Here is a 14,478-nt window from a genome sequence, read left to right on the forward strand (position 1 = left end):
TCAGTGCGCGTTCACCGCCCGCGCGGACCCTGAAGAGGTGCGCGCATCGGCGTGTGCGGAAGGGAACACCATGACCGTCACCATCGGATCCCACGTCATCGGCGGAGGGCGCCCCGTCTACGTGATCGGCGAGATCGGCCTCAACCACAACGGTGACGTCGACATCGCCAAGCGGCTCATCGACGTCGCCGCGAAGGCCGGCGCGAACGCCGTCAAGTTCCAGAAGCGCACCCCCGAGATCGCCACGCCGCCGCACATGCGCGCCACCCCGCGCGAGACGCCGTGGGGCACGATGACCTACCTCGAGTACCGCCACCGCGTCGAGTTCGACCGCGACCAGTACATCGAGATCGGCGATCACGCGACGATGCTCGGGCTCGACTGGTTCGCCTCGCCGTGGGACGTGCCGAGCGTGGACTTCCTCGAAGACCTGAACGTGGTCGCCCACAAGGTGGCATCCGCCAGCCTCACCGACATAGAGCTGCTCGAGGCGCTGCGCGCGACAGGCAAGCCCGTCATCCTCTCGACGGGCATGTCGACCATCGCCCAGATCGACCGCGCACTCGAGGTCCTCGGCACCGACCGCACCGTGCTCATGCACGCGACGTCGACCTACCCGATGGAGCCCGAAGAGGCGAACCTCAAGACGATCGCGACCCTCCGCGACCGCTACGCCGGCATCCCCGTCGGCTATTCGGGGCACGAGCGCGGGCTGCAGATCTCGCTCGCCGCCGTCGCCCTCGGCGCCGTCGCGGTGGAGCGCCACATCACGCTCGATCGCACCATGTGGGGCTCCGACCAGGCGGCATCCCTCGAGCCCACCGGCCTCGAGCACCTCGTCCGCGACATCCGGGTCATCGAGACGGCGCTCGGCGACGGCGTGAAGCGCGTCTTCGACGGCGAGCTCGCTCCGATGGCGAAGCTGCGGCGCGTCCCGGCATGACCTCCCGCAGCGATCGTCGGCCCCGCCTGCGCGTGGTGGCGATCGCCGACGCCGATTCGTTCGTGAAGTGGGGGGCGTGGCTCATCGACGCCGTCCCCGGCATCAGTCGTCACCTCGTCCTCGTGCGCACCCCGCTGACGGTCAGCGAGGCGCAGCTCGAGTCCGCGCTCGCCGGCACCTCGTTCGACACGGATGCCGTGACGAGACTCGACTTCGACGCGGTGGCATCCTGGCTCACGCACGACCGCCCCGACGTCGTCGTGCTCGCCGGCCGGGGGCCGTTCGTGCGCCTCCTCGGGACGCAGATCGACCGTGTGCACCCCCGTCCGGTGGTCGTGTCGGGGATGCCGGGAGTCTCGATCCCAGCGATGCGCGGCGCCGCGCAGTACCGCCGTCACACCGACCTCTTCGTCGTGCACTCACGTCGAGAGATGCGCGCGTTCAGCGAGCTGTCCGCGAAGCTGTCGCTGCCGCTGGACATCACCCTCGCGACGCTCCCGTACGCGCGCCGGCGCTCCGTCGCGGGAGGAACCGACCTCGTCTTCGCGGCGCAGGCCCTCGTGCCGCGAACGCGGGAGGAGAGGATCCGCCTGGCGGACATCCTCCGCCAGGCCGCTCTCGCGGATCCGAACCGGCGGGTCGTGGTGAAGCTCCGCTCGCGCCCCGGCGAAAGCGAGACGCACGGCGAGCAGTTCGGCTTCACCGGCCTCCTCGCCGATCGGCCGGACAACCTCGTCTTCTCGCACGCGCCCATGTCGGAGGCGCTCACGACCGCCGCCGGCCTCGTGACCGTGAGCTCGACGGCGGCGCTCGAGGCGATCGCGGCGGGGGTGCCCGTCATCGCGCTCGACACCTTCGGGGTCTCCAAGCACAACCTCAACACCGTGTTCGAGCGGAGCGGTCTGCTCGGTTCGGCGGACGACGTGGTCGCCGGCAGGTTCCGGCATCCCAATGCCGTCTGGATGCGCGACAACTACTTCCACGATGCCGACGAGTCCACCTGGTGGGGTCGGGTGGAACGGCTGGTCGCCAAGCGTCGGGCGGGGAATCTGCCGCCGCGTCGTGTGCCCGTCCCACGCGGGGGCGCGCTGCACGCCGCATGGCACCGCAAGAGCGTGCTGGGCAGTGCCGACCGGACCGTCTCCGGTGCCGTCGCCGTCGCAGTGGTCGGTCCCGTGGTCCGCGCGCTCGTCGCCCTCCGTCGACGGGGGCGCGTCGGCGCGGGGTCGTGGCGCGACACCGCCTCGGATTTCACCCTCACGCCGTCGCACACGGCGAGCCCGGTGCCGCTGCGCTGAGTCAGCGCAGCAGCCCGAAGAACCCGGCCTGGAAGGCGAAGAAGACCACCGCGAACACCCCGACCACCACGATCGCGACCCACGGGACACCTCCCTGCAGTCGGCGGCCCTGCGGGGCGACGCCGATCGGCGGGCGGAGCGCCTGCGCGGGCGGGGTGAAGGGCAGGGATGCCGCGCCCGCGGCATCCTGCGTCATCGGAACGGAAGGTGCGGCAAGGCGATCATCGCGCCACCGCTCCCACTGCCCGAGCTTGTCGAGCAGCGCACCGACGACGGAGAACAGCCACGCCCACGTGTTCGGGTCGAGCGTCGAGAAGTCGCGCTTCGCGTAAAGGAACAGCCAGTCGTCGACGATCTCCACGTCGAGCTCCGCGGCGTGATCGATGAAGCGGGCCATGATGTCGGGCGTGAAGAGGTAGAGGGCATCCTGCTCGTACCCCTGCGGGCAGTAGAGGGCGAAGTGCCGGTCGAAGTCGCCCTCGAGGCTGAGCCGCTGGTCCTTGTCGAACACCCGCGGCAGGTTCGAGCCGAAGAGGGCGTTGTTGCCGACCGCGTCGAGGACGATGTGCGGCAGGGGCGAGGCGAGCTTGATGGCGACGTACCCCCAGCGGTGCGTCGTCTTGTTCTTGCCCGAGCCGGTCGTGTACCGGTAGTTCGCGAACTCCACGAAGCGGGGGCGCTCGCCGCGCACGATGTCGTTCGCCTGTCGCGAGCTGCCCTGGCCGAAGATCATGCCGGGCAGCGACGGGGCGACGGACTGCGGATACCAGGTGAGTCCGTTCGCCTGCGCGAACCGGTCCAGGCGGTACCAGCGCTCAGCTGAGCCGCGGACGCCCCGCACGATGAGCAGCGTCGCGCCCACACCCACGGCGCCGATGACCAGGAGGACGGCGAACGACCCGAACCCGCCGCCCTGTGAGGCCGAGACGATCGCGCCGACGACCGTGTTCAGCAACGTGAACCCGAAGAACAGCGCCGCGACCACGCCGAGGACGATTCCCGCGGCGCCGCTGCCGCGGGGCGCGCGGCCCGAGGCGATGAGCTGCGCGCGGTACGCCTTCACCGTGGCGCGATCGACCGGCTCGGTCAGGGGCGTCGGGTCGAAGCTGCTCATGCCCGCCACCGTACCGGGCGGGTGTGTTCCGGCTGTGTCCGCCGCGGTCTTGGGTATCCCGCGTGCACAACGGCGGACGCTGAGGCCCACTCGTCGGCGTGTCGCAGTCGGTGCGCGGCTTGTCGCACACGGGATCCGCCGCCGTGCACGGCGTGCGGGGTCAGGGTTTCAACGGGTCGGGGATGTCGTAGCCGAGCACCGTGTCGGCGGGGATCTCGGCGGCCTCGAGGCCCGGATCGGCCACGAGAGCTGCAACGAGCTCCGCCGATCCACCGACGATCGTCGAGTCGAAGTCGATCTCGCCGACCAGGACCCACGCGTGGTCCGCGGGCCAGATCAGGTTCGGGCTCTGCGCGCCGGGCGGGAACCCGTGCGCTTCGCTTTCGAGATCGCGCCAGGGCACGCTCAACGCCCAGTCTTCGGCGGTGAACGCCGAGACCCCGCCGGCGAACAGCACGAAGTCGCGGTTCGGCAGCCGCAGCCGCGGACCTTCGGAGATCTCCTTCGAGAGGATGCCCTCCTGCCAGGTGCGCCTGCGGAACACGTTGTTCCACACGTCCTTCACGCTGCCGCCGAGCATCGCGTTATGACGATCCAGTGCGGCGTCCGACTGGTCACTCGCCTGATAGAAGGCGCGGGACGGACCGATTCCGAGATGCCCGACGAGACCGCCCCTTCCTTCCCAGAGGGCCACGCCACCGGCATCCGGCGTGCGGGTGTGGCGAGCGAGCACGCGAGCGAGCGAGGCGAGAAGGTCGGCCGGCAGCGCCCCCTCGCTGGGGTCGTGGTAGCGCCACCCGTCGGCGTCGCGCGGGTCGTCCTCCCGATTCGCGAGCGGGTCGAACCTCGCGAGGGAGTGCCACTGCGCCAGCGGATGCATCGTCGTCCCGAGCGCGGCCGCGGCCTGCGCCCAGGTGACTCGTTCGGTCTCGATCTCCAGCTCGGGATGCCGCTCCGAGAACTCCGTCCATGCGCGGTCGTCGGAGTACGGTGCATCCGGCCAGGCCGCACCGTGGGGCCGGTCTCGGGATGCCGGGTGGAACACCCGCGCGTACGCCTCGAACCCTCGCGGCACGACGTCGTGCATGGTCCCGCGCCACGGGTCGTCGATGCGCTCGCGCAGCCAGTCGCCGGCAGAGACATCGCGGGTCCACTCCATGGTCGCCACGGTACCCGGACCCGCTGTGGTTGGCGGCGTGCGGCATCCGCTAGACTGTTGTGGTTGTCTGCCTGCGTTTCGGCGCAGATTCCGCGGACACGTGCATCAACCCTCCTGATGCCGGGAACCGCCCGGCATCCGTTCTAGTCCGAAGGAGGTGGGTTAATGACGCACATCCACCAGTACGAACTCATGGTGATCCTCGACCCCGAGGTCGACGAGCGCCAGGTCGTACCCAAGCTCGACGGGTTCCTGAAGGTCATCACCGCTGATGGTGGCTCGATCGACAACGTCGACGTGTGGGGCAAGCGCCGTCTTGCTTACGAGATCCAGAAGAAGAACGAGGGCATCTACGCCGTCGTCAACTTCACGGGTACCAGCGAGGCCACGCAGGAGCTCGACCGTCAGCTCAAGCTGAACGAGCAGATCATGCGCACCAAGGTCCTCCGCGCCGAGGAGGCGATCGCTCAGGTCGCCGCCGAGAAGGAGCGCGCTGAGGCCAAGGCTGCCCGCAAGGCTGCGAAGGCCTAAGGCTCATGGCCGGCGAGACCATCATCACGGTCGTGGGGAACCTCACGGCGGACCCCGAGCTGCGGTACACGCAGAACGGTCTCCCCGTCGCGAACTTCACGATCGCGTCGACGCCCCGCAGCTTCGACCGTCAGGCGAACGAGTGGAAGGACGGCGAAGCGCTGTTCATGCGCGCGTCGGTCTGGCGCGAGTTCGCTGAGCACGTGGCCGGCTCGCTCACCAAGGGCATGCGGGTCGTCGCGACCGGCCGCCTGAAGCAGCGCTCCTACCAGGACCGCGAAGGCAACAACCGCACGGCGATCGAGCTGGAGGTCGACGAGATCGGCCCCTCGCTCCGGTACGCCACGGCGCAGGTCACCCGTGCCGCCAGCAATGGCGGCGGCGGGAACTTCGGCGGCGGCGGTGGACAGCAGTCGCGTCCGCAGGTGCAGCAGGACGAGCCCTGGGCGACGCCCGGGACCTCCGCTCCTGACGCATGGAGCGCGCCCGGGACGAGCTACGGCGACGACACCCCGTTCTGAATCGAATTCCGGATGCCGCGAGGCGCGGCATCCACATCTCTTAAGGAAGACACATGGCTGGAAAGGCAACCGGCGATCGCCGCAAGCCGCGGAAGGGCGCGAAGAACGCCGCTCCCGCGAAGGCGATCCGCGTCGGCGTCATCGACTACAAGGACGTCGCAACGCTTCGTAAGTTCATCTCGGAGCGCGGGAAGATCCGCGCCCGTCGTATCACCGGAGTCTCGGTGCAGGAGCAGCGTCTGATCGCCAAGGCGATCAAGAACGCCCGCGAAATGGCGCTCCTGCCCTACGCCGGCGCTGGCCGGTAAGGAGCACCGACATGGCAAAGCTGATTCTCACGAACGAGGTCGCCGGGCTCGGTAGCGCCGGCGACGTCATCGAGGTCAAGAACGGGTACGCCCGCAACTACCTCATCCCCCAGGGCTTCGCTGTGGCCTGGACCCGCGGTGGCGAGAAGCAGGTGGCGTCGATCCGCGCCGCCCGCGAGTCGCGTGCGATCCACGACCACGAAGAGGCCGTGGCCCTCAAGAACACGCTCGAGTCGAACACGGTCAAGCTGACCGTGAAGGCCGGCGCCGAGGGTCGCCTGTTCGGTTCGGTCAAGCCGGCCGACGTGGCCGACGCCGTCAAGGCCGCCGGTCTGGGTGACCTCGACAAGCGCAAGATCCACATCACCGCGCCGATCAAGGCCGTGGGCGAGCACGAGGCGACCATTCGTCTGCGTGACGACCTCACCGCTGCGATCACGCTGCAGGTGGTTGCCGCCAAGTAATTCTGGCGCGCACACGGATGCCGCGGATCTGACCCTTTCGGGGCCGGGTCCGCGGCATCCGCGCGTTGGGGGACGTCGTGCCTGATCCATCCCCTCCGCGGCCCGATGGCCGCCCGTGCGGAAATGCAATGGATCGGGGGCGGCGCGCCGCATCCAGGAGGCCATGGACGGCGTGTCGCCTGCCTCGCATTGCATTCGCGCACGCGTCATGGGCGCGGGCGAGGGGCGGATGCCACCGTCGCGGCATCCGCCCCTGTCACCCGGTCAGACCGTGCGGCGGCGACGGATCAGCAGCGCTCCGGCCGCGATCAGTGCGCCGGCGAACAGCGGGGTGAGCAGCGACGCGGTGCCGCCGGTCTCCGCGAGCGCCTCAGCGCTCTCCGCCGTCATCTCCGCACCGACAGCACTCGGCGTGCCGGAGCCGGGAATCTGGTCGTCGGTGCCCAGCCCGGGCTCGTCGCCCGGCACGGTACCGGGGTCAACGCCCGGGTCCGTCGGGTCCGTCGGGTCGGTGGGGTCCGTCGGGTCCGTCGGGTCGGTGGGGTCCGTCGGGTCCGTGGGGTCCGTCGGGACCGTGGGAACCGTCGGGACCGTGGGAACGGTCGGCGTGGTGGTGTCACCGCTGTCGGTCGAGCTGTCGCCGATGACGGAGACGGCGGTGTCGCCGACCGTCACAGGGATGTCGATCGGCAGGATCACCTGGGTTCCGCTGCCCGTTCCGTCCTCGCCCGACGTGCTCGGCGCCCCGGGGCCGGTGGTGCCGGTTCCGGTGGTGGTGTCGTCGCTGGTGGTCGAGCTGTCGCCGATCACGGAGACGGCGGTGTCGTCGATGGTCACGGGGATGCCGATCGGTGCGACGACCTGGGTTCCACCGGCGGTGCCGTCTTCACCCGAGGTGGTCGGTGCGCCGGTGCTGGAGCCGGTTCCGGCAGTGCCGGTGGTGGTGTCACCGCTGGTGGTCGAGCTGTCGCCGATCACGGAGACGGCGGTGTCGTCGACGGTCACGGGGATCCCGATCGGTGCGACGACCTGCGAGCCGGATGCCACACCGTCGCTGCCCGAGGTGGTCGGTGCGCCGGTGGTGGTACCGTCCGTGCCCGCGGTGGTGGTGTCACCGCTGTCGGGCGAGCTGTCGCCGATGACCGAGACGGCCACGTCGTCGACGCTCACCGGGACGGTGACGGGTGCGACGACCTGGGTGCCGCTGGCGGTCCCCTCGGCTCCGTCGGTGGTGGCGGCAGGAGTGCCTCCGCTCTCTGTGGCCGGTGTCGCCGCGCCGGCGTCGCCGCTGTCGGTCGAGCTGTCGCCGATGACCGAGACGGCCACGTCGTCGACGCTCACCGGGACGGTGACAGGTGCGACGACCTGGGTTCCGCTGGCAGTGCCGTCGGAACCGCTCGTCGACGGCTCCGATTCCGCGGGTGCGGCCGGTGCGGCATCCGTCTCGTCCGACGACTCGGTCGAGCTGTCGCCGACCACGGCGACAGCCACGTCACCGACCGAGATCGGAACGGACACATCGACGAGCGCCTGCGTACCTGACGCGGTGCCATCGGAACCGTCGGTGGTGGGAGCCGACTCCGCGGGCGCTGCCGGTGCGGCATCCGTCTGGTCGGAGGATTCCGCCCTGCTGTCGCCGATGACCGAGACGGCGACGTCGCCCAGGTCGACGGGTACATCGACGTTGATGATGGATTGGGTCCCGGAAAGCAGACCGTCCTCCCCTGAGGTCTCCGCAGCGTTTGCCGCTGCGGCGCCGAAGAGCGTGATGCCTCCGGCCACGAGCGTCCCGAGAAGGACGCGCTTGCACATGGCGTTCATTTCATCTCTCCAAAAGTGTGAAAACTGACGGCGCAGAGTGCGCCATGGCGCGGATGCGCCGGGGACCGTGCCGCACGAAGGGGCGGCCGGGTCGCCGTCAGTCGGGAGAGACGTCGGTGTCGAAGAAGGGGGCCGGAAGAGCGTCATCGCTGCCCGGCATTCCTCGACGCACCCAGGCACGGTGTGCGAAGAGGAAGGCGAACGGCAGCACGGCGCTCAGACCGGCCACACCTCCGAAGCTGGACGAGAAAGCCGCGGGTGTCGCTGCCCCGCCACCGAGGGCGGGCGCCGACATTGGGAAGACGAGGTCGTGCAGGAGGACGACGGTGATTGAGCCGACGGTTGCGCCGGCGGCGCTCAACGCATCCCCGAAGGTCACACGTGTGTCAGCGAAAGGCAGAATGCCGCCAGTGCGTGCGCCCGCGGCAGTCGCACTGGAGATGGTGTCAGCGCCAACGACAGCGGGAGCAGCAGCGACTGATCCGGGAATGGGCGCCACTGATCCGGGCGAAGTCGGAAGGCCGTTCTCGCCGGCTCCGCCGTCCACGAAACCCGCCCCCGGGGAGGGCGCAACGGGATCGATCGCGGGGGTCAGTGCCTCCGAGATCGGAGTCGTGATCGGGGCGATCACTGCGTCGTTCACGGGTGCAACGACGTCGTCGATCACACCGCTGACGGGCTCCAGGACGGGCGCCACGACAGCGTCGACCGTCTCGAGCACTGGCGTCGCCACCGGCGTGACGACCTTCTCGGTGACCGGCTGGACGACGTTCTCGACCACGGGCTTCACGACCGGCGCGACGATGTTGTCTGCGATGGGCTTCGCGACCGGCGCGACGACCTTGTCGGCGACGGGCTTCACGACCTTGTCGGCGACGGGCTTCACGACCGGCGCGACGACCTTGTCGGCGACGGGCTTCACGACCTTGTCGGCGACGGGCTTCACGACCGGCGCGACGATCTCGTCGGCGACGGGCTTCACAACCTCGTCCACGACGTCGCTGACCGGTGCGGTGAGTGACCGGAGCACCCCACCTTCTGATGACCCCTCGTCCTTTGCGTGCGCCGCGGACGGGGAGAGGATCGTGACGAGCGCGGCCCAGAGGAGAGCGAAGCCGACGCCGGCGATCGCCAGAACGACGAATCGAGTGCGTGCACGGAATGCCACGGTATCCACAGGTCACCTCCCACGATGGATCATCGGGACGCGAACCGATACGGCCGCGTCTGCGGGGTGCCTGGAGCCAAGAGATTACGCCCGGATTCTCTGCTTGACAAGAGGGGCGTCGTCCGGACTTTCCCGCGCCACGCCAGGCCGAAATTCTCATTTGACATGCGCGGACTTTTACACATGTCGTCGCGAAAGCGTGAACCTTCAACCGGTGGTTTAACCACATCCCTCATCCACAGGCTGTGGAATGGCAAAGCCCAGATCAGGCAGTAAAGCGAAGGGCTCAGCCGGCAAGGCTTTCGACGTTTTCCACAGGCACTGCTCACAGGGTCGACGGCGTTTCACGCAATCTCTCCACAGAGTTATCCACAGGGTGGTTTGCGAGGGTCGGAGGCCCCTCATAACGTGTCGGGAGGCCATCCAGCTGGCCGGGGAAAAGGGGATTCATGTCGATTGCGGATCTGTCGGACGACCGCCTCGGCGGACCCCGCGGAGCCGAGCGAGTCCCGCCGCACGACATGCTCGCAGAGCAGAGCACCCTGGGCGGCATGCTGCTTTCCGGCGACGCGGTCGCCGACGTCATCGAGGCGCTTCGCGGCACCGATTTCTACGTGCCCAAGCACGAGCTCATCTTCGAAGCGGTCCTCTCGCTGTACTCGCACGGTGAACCCACCGATGTCGTCGCGGTCACCGACGAGCTCATCAAGACCGGCGACCTACAGCGAGCCGGCGGTGCGGACTACCTGCACTCGCTGACCTCGATCGTTCCGACCGCAGCGAACGCCGCGTACTACGCGTCCATCGTCCGCGAGCGGGCTCTGCTGCGACGGCTCGTCGAAGCCGGCACCCGGATCGTCCAGATGGGCTACAACGGCCAGGGCGAAGCGCTCGACCTCGTCAACAACGCGCAGGCCGAGATCTACTCCGTCACCGGTGCCGAGCAGTCCGAGGACTACGTCCCGCTGCAGGTGGCCGTCGACGCCGCCGTGGAGGAGATCGAGGCGGCGCGGGGTCGAGACGGTCAGATGACCGGCATCCCGACCGGGTTCCAGGGCCTCGACGCTCTCACCAACGGTCTCCACGGTGGCCAGATGATCGTCGTCGCGGCGCGACCCGCGATGGGTAAGTCCACGCTCGCGCTCGACTTCGCGCGCGCTGCGGCGATCAAGCACAACCGCCCGACCGTCTTCTTCTCGCTCGAGATGGGCCGGAGCGAGATCGCGATGCGCCTCATGAGCGCCGAGGGCGCGGTGCCGCTCCAGAGCATGCGCAAGGGCATGCTCGACAGCCGCGACTGGACGACGATCGCGTCGACCCGCGGCCGCATCAACGATGCCCCTCTCTACATCGACGACAGCCCGAACATGACGCTGGTCGAGATCCGGGCGAAGTGCCGAAAGCTGAAGCAGCGCGTCGGCCTCGAGATGGTCGTCATCGACTATCTCCAGCTGATGACGAGCGGAAAGCGCGTCGAGTCCCGCCAGCAGGAGGTCTCGGAGTTCTCCCGTGCGCTGAAGCTTCTCGCGAAGGAGCTGCAGGTCCCGGTCATCGCCCTCTCGCAGCTGAACCGTGGCCCCGAGCAGCGCGCGGACAAGAAGCCCGCGATCAGCGACCTGCGTGAGTCGGGGTCCATCGAGCAGGATGCCGACATGGTGATCCTGCTGCACCGCGAGGCCGCCTACGAGAAGGACAGCCCCCGCGCGGGCGAAGCCGACCTGATCGTGGCCAAGCACCGTAACGGTCCGACCGACACCGTCGTCGTCGCCTTCCAGGGTCACTTCTCGCGCTTCACCGACATGGCCGTCGGGATGGACTGACGCCTTGTAGGGATCTTTCTGAAATGTCCATTTCGCAGTTGAAATGTCCACGCGATGTCCATATGGACATTTCGGACGCCGGCCGACCGTCGCGATCATGTGGGCGGCGGTTTCACAGCGCCTCAGCTTCTCTGCTGGATCGCGGCTACGCGATGTCTCCCCTTTCACGTCTGAGTGGCCATCGGTCTGATCGGGCCATGAGCAGGATCAGTTTCGCGCGTCGCCCCCGCCCTCTGGTTCCGCGCTGCGGGCGTCATCGTCGTGGCAGGCTTCTTCGCGTCGTTGGTTACCGGTGTCTGCTGCCCCGGCGCCCCCGCCAGCGGAACATCGACGTGCGGAACGTTCGAGCGCTTGACCGCCGGGATCGACAGATCACGTGGCTCTGGCTCGCACGGACGGTCATCGTAGGCGCCATCGCGGCGCTCGAGGTGGGCGTCTTCGGTCGAGTCACCCTTGGCCGACTTCCTTGCGGGCATGGCACTGTTCGGGAGCTCGAGCGGACGCAGGGAGGTCATGAAATTGCCTTTCGCGGATAGCGGAGGCGATGAACGCTGCGTTCACCTATGGTTGGGGTCGTGGTCGCATTGCGCCCATACGATGTGCGGCGAACCCGAAAGGTGATCACCGGCTACATGAACTCGCCCCTCAACGAGCCGCCGCTCGGCGGAACCATCGACCACATCCTCTCGATCCTGCCGTCGCTCGTACCGAGCGCGCAGCGCGTCGCCCGCATCTGCGCCGAGCGACCCCACGACGTGGTCGACATGTCGGGCGCCGACCTCGCCGAAGCCGCCAACACGTCGCCGGCCACCGTCAGCCGCACCGCCCAGGCGCTGGGGCTGCGCAGCTTTCAGCACCTGCGCATGCTGCTCGTGCGTGACCTCGCCGCCGACGCCACCGCCGCGCCCGACGCACCCGCCGGCACCGAGGGCTTTCTGCGGTGGCTGGCCGAGGGGCGGGTGGGATGCTGCAGACCGCGCTCGCCTCGATCGACCCGGTCGCGTTCGACGCCGCTGCCGACGCCATCGCCCGCGCGCCGCGCCTGCTGATCTCGGGCACCGGCGCCTCGCACGCCGCCGCCCAGGCGTCGGCCGTCGCGTTCGCCGTCAACGGCCGGCCCTGCGAAGCGCCCGCTGACGGCGTGGTCGCCCACCTCACCGCCCGCGTGCTCGCCCCCGGTGATGTGTGCCTCATCGTCAGCTCGAGTGGCGCCAACTCGGTGACCCTCGCGGTTGCGGACGCCGCCGTCGACGCCGGCGCCACCGTGATCGGGGTCACGAGCTTCGCCCGTACCCCGCTCACCACCCGCGCCGACCACCTGCTCGTCGCCGGTGCGCGCTTCCAGGCGTGGGATCAAGGCATTCTCGGCAGCGGGCTCGTACAGCTGCTCGTGCTCAACGCCCTGCAGATCGCCGTCGCCGACCGCATGAGCGACGCCGCCGACCGCGCGCGCCTCGCGGTGCGCGAAGAGGTGCTCGACATCGTCGCCGACGACGGCTCCGACGCCGAGGCATCCGACGTGCCAGACGTTATCGACCACGGCGATGGGCGTTGACACTCCGTTTGCAGGAAATTCACTTTCCTCGATTGCAATAGCTCTGCAAGCGGATTTCGCGGGAAGGCCCCGGTTCGTCAGGTCGCTTGCAGAAGGCGACTCATGGGAACGATCCAGCTCTCTGGTGTCGGTCGCTCCTTCAAGAGCACCGCCGCCGTCAGTGATATCGACCTGATCATCGAAGACGCCGCCGCGCAGATCACCGAGTCCACCGGTGCCCCCTCGATGAGCGCGTCGTGCGTGATCACCGGCGGCAGCTGGTGCATGCAGGGCCTCTTCCTCTCGAACGGCGCCCAGGTGCTGAGCGATGACCGCACGACGATCGAGTTCGGCTCGGACGCCGCGATCGATACGGTCGCGACCTTCACCGAGATGTACGAGGACGGCGTGCTCACCAACGAGGACTTCACCAGCCAGTACGAGGCGTTCGCGCAGGGGAAGACCGCGATCCACGTCAACAGCTCGGCCCTGCAGGGCGCGTTCATGATGGGCGCCGAGGCCGGTGGCTGGACCCTCGACGCTCACACCCTGCCCGCGTTCGGAGACCAGGCGGTCGTGCCCACCAACTCGGGCTCGTTCCTCGCGATGTTCGCCACCGACCCCGCCAAGCAGGCCGCCGCGTGGGAGCTCATGCAGTTCATGACCAGCCCCCGCGCCTACGAGATCATCTCGACCCAGATCGGGTACCTACCGCTGCGCAGCAGCATGGCCGACGAGGGCGGACCGCTCTATGACTGGGTCGAAGCCAACCCGCTCGTGAAGCCCAACCTCGAGCAGCTCGACGCGCTCGAGCCGTGGGTGTCGTACCCCGGCGACAGCTACGCCCAGGTCGACCAGGTGCTCGCCACCGCCATCGAAGACGCGGTCTTCTACGGCGCCGACCCGGCCGCCACTATGACCGAGGCCGCCGAGCGCGCGCAGGGGCTGATCGAATGACCATCGACCTCGACCTGACGCCTTCGGCGACGGATGCCGCGGCCGCTTCGTCGCCGGATGCCGCGACCGCGGCGCCTCGTGAGCGTCGCCACGCCGTGGCCGGCCTCTACAACCTGCGCGACACCGGCGGCTACCGTGCAGCCGGCGGCACCAGCCGGTGGGGCAAGCTGCTGCGGTCAGATGCTCTGCACCGCATCGACGCGACCGGTCGCGACCGGCTGGCCGAGATCGGCGTCGCCCACATCATCGACCTGCGCGGCGGCGACGAGCGCGCCACAGCGCCGAGCGCGGTCGACGGGCTCGAGGTCACCGTGCACCACCTGCCCGTGTTCGACGACGCCGACCCGGCCGCGCAGGCCACCACGCACGTCGGACTCGTGCCCGTCTACGACCACATCGTCGACGAGCGCGGGGCGCAGCTGGTCGACGCGATCCGGGTGATCATCGCGGCTGACGACGACGACGCGGTGCTCGTGCACTGCACCGCCGGCAAAGACCGCACCGGTCTCGTCGTGGCCTTCGCGCTCGCCGCCGCCGGGGTCGACCGCGACGACGTCGTGGCCGACTACGCCGCCACCGCCGAGAACCTGCGCGGCGAGTGGTCAGACGCGATGACCGCCGTCTTCGAACAGCGCGGCATCGAACTGACCGCGGGAATGGTCGAACTCATCACCGAGAGCCCCGCCGAGGTGCTCGAGGCGCTGCTCGAGCGCATCGACCGCGAGCACGGGTCGATCAGCGCCTACCTCCTCGCCCACGGACTCACCCCCACCGAGCTCGAGCGTCTCACCGCCGTGATCATCGACCCCGCCGCCACCGCGGTCTGATCGGAAGGAACAC

The 14,478-nt window shown here is 69.1% G+C and carries 16 protein-coding genes; 11 read left to right on the forward strand and 5 right to left on the reverse strand.

The features are described from left to right. Window positions 1-70 precede the first annotated feature (70 nt). Window positions 71-943 (forward strand): N-acetylneuraminate synthase family protein, encoded by an 873-nt coding sequence (locus tag BKA24_RS01365; RefSeq protein WP_184214549.1) that lies wholly within the window; start codon window positions 71-73, stop codon window positions 941-943. Further along, window positions 940-2,241, forward strand: a complete 1,302-nt coding sequence (locus tag BKA24_RS01370) for a DUF6716 putative glycosyltransferase (RefSeq protein ID WP_184214551.1) — start codon at window positions 940-942, stop codon at window positions 2,239-2,241. Before BKA24_RS01365 ends, BKA24_RS01370 begins: the two co-directional genes overlap by 4 nt. Window position 2,242: 1 nt before the next feature. Here BKA24_RS01370 and BKA24_RS01375 read toward each other — a convergent pair whose 3' ends face one another. Together BKA24_RS01375 and BKA24_RS01380 are read right to left on the reverse strand one after the other, a co-directional pair. Further along, entirely contained in the window at window positions 2,243-3,355 is a 1,113-nt protein-coding gene (locus BKA24_RS01375) for a hypothetical protein (RefSeq protein ID WP_184214553.1), read from the reverse strand. Between the two features lie 160 nt (window positions 3,356-3,515). Beyond that, window positions 3,516-4,514, reverse strand: a complete 999-nt coding sequence (locus tag BKA24_RS01380; RefSeq protein ID WP_184214554.1) for a hypothetical protein — start codon at window positions 4,512-4,514, stop codon at window positions 3,516-3,518. A gap of 165 nt (window positions 4,515-4,679) precedes the next feature. Here BKA24_RS01380 and rpsF point away from each other — a divergent pair, with 165 nt between their 5' ends. Genes rpsF through rplI form a run of 4 tightly spaced genes read left to right on the forward strand, consistent with a single transcriptional unit; the run spans window position 4,680 to window position 6,338 of the window. Beyond that, complete coding sequence (rpsF, locus tag BKA24_RS01385) at window positions 4,680-5,045, forward strand: 30S ribosomal protein S6 (RefSeq protein WP_184214556.1); 366 nt, start codon at window positions 4,680-4,682, stop codon at window positions 5,043-5,045. Between the two features lie 5 nt (window positions 5,046-5,050). Further along, the gene (locus tag BKA24_RS01390) at window positions 5,051-5,566 is read left to right on the forward strand and encodes a single-stranded DNA-binding protein (protein WP_184214558.1); all 516 of its coding nucleotides are present in this window, start codon (window positions 5,051-5,053) and stop codon (window positions 5,564-5,566) included. Between the two features lie 53 nt (window positions 5,567-5,619). Beyond that, the gene (gene rpsR, locus BKA24_RS01395) at window positions 5,620-5,874 is read left to right on the forward strand and encodes a 30S ribosomal protein S18 (RefSeq protein ID WP_005054609.1); all 255 of its coding nucleotides are present in this window, start codon (window positions 5,620-5,622) and stop codon (window positions 5,872-5,874) included. Window positions 5,875-5,885: 11 nt separating this feature from the next. Next, window positions 5,886-6,338: a 50S ribosomal protein L9 gene (rplI, locus tag BKA24_RS01400; protein WP_184214560.1), complete on the forward strand. Its 453-nt coding sequence runs from the start codon at window positions 5,886-5,888 to the stop codon at window positions 6,336-6,338. Window positions 6,339-6,602: 264 nt separating this feature from the next. Here the strand turns inward: rplI and BKA24_RS01405 are convergent, their stop codons facing one another. Both BKA24_RS01405 and BKA24_RS01410 read right to left on the reverse strand, forming a co-directional pair. Next, window positions 6,603-8,150 (reverse strand): LPXTG cell wall anchor domain-containing protein, encoded by a 1,548-nt coding sequence (locus tag BKA24_RS01405; protein WP_184214562.1) that lies wholly within the window; start codon window positions 8,148-8,150, stop codon window positions 6,603-6,605. A 106-nt stretch (window positions 8,151-8,256) separates the two neighbouring features. Beyond that, a complete protein-coding gene (locus tag BKA24_RS01410; RefSeq protein WP_184214564.1) occupies window positions 8,257-9,336 on the reverse strand; it encodes a hypothetical protein in 1,080 nt (359 codons plus the stop codon). Between the two features lie 440 nt (window positions 9,337-9,776). Here BKA24_RS01410 and dnaB point away from each other — a divergent pair, with 440 nt between their 5' ends. Then, window positions 9,777-11,147 carry a replicative DNA helicase gene (dnaB, locus tag BKA24_RS01415; protein ID WP_184214566.1) on the forward strand — a complete coding sequence of 457 codons (1,371 nt, stop codon included), beginning with the start codon at window positions 9,777-9,779 and terminating at the stop codon, window positions 11,145-11,147. 164 nt (window positions 11,148-11,311) lie between these two features. On the opposite strand, the gene BKA24_RS01420 is transcribed toward dnaB, so the two are convergent. Continuing rightward, window positions 11,312-11,662 (reverse strand): hypothetical protein, encoded by a 351-nt coding sequence (locus BKA24_RS01420; RefSeq protein ID WP_005052795.1) that lies wholly within the window; start codon window positions 11,660-11,662, stop codon window positions 11,312-11,314. A gap of 117 nt (window positions 11,663-11,779) precedes the next feature. Here BKA24_RS01420 and BKA24_RS01425 point away from each other — a divergent pair, with 117 nt between their 5' ends. The 4 genes from BKA24_RS01425 to BKA24_RS01440 all read left to right on the forward strand — a co-directional run bounded on the left by BKA24_RS01425 (window position 11,780) and on the right by BKA24_RS01440 (window position 14,465). After that, window positions 11,780-12,196: a MurR/RpiR family transcriptional regulator gene (locus BKA24_RS01425; protein ID WP_165801295.1), complete on the forward strand. Its 417-nt coding sequence runs from the start codon at window positions 11,780-11,782 to the stop codon at window positions 12,194-12,196. Further along, the gene (locus BKA24_RS01430) at window positions 12,112-12,702 is read left to right on the forward strand and encodes an SIS domain-containing protein (protein WP_005052796.1); all 591 of its coding nucleotides are present in this window, start codon (window positions 12,112-12,114) and stop codon (window positions 12,700-12,702) included. Before BKA24_RS01425 ends, BKA24_RS01430 begins: the two co-directional genes overlap by 85 nt. Before the next feature lie 102 nt (window positions 12,703-12,804). Beyond that, complete coding sequence (locus BKA24_RS01435) at window positions 12,805-13,638, forward strand: extracellular solute-binding protein (RefSeq protein WP_005052797.1); 834 nt, start codon at window positions 12,805-12,807, stop codon at window positions 13,636-13,638. Continuing rightward, a complete protein-coding gene (locus BKA24_RS01440) occupies window positions 13,635-14,465 on the forward strand; it encodes a tyrosine-protein phosphatase (RefSeq protein WP_005052798.1) in 831 nt (276 codons plus the stop codon). Before BKA24_RS01435 ends, BKA24_RS01440 begins: the two co-directional genes overlap by 4 nt. The last annotated feature ends 13 nt before the right edge of the window (window positions 14,466-14,478 follow it).

Origin of the sequence: Microbacterium marinum (assembly GCF_014204835.1) — a bacterium.
Taxonomy (GTDB): Bacteria; Actinomycetota; Actinomycetes; order Actinomycetales; family Microbacteriaceae; genus Microbacterium; species Microbacterium marinum.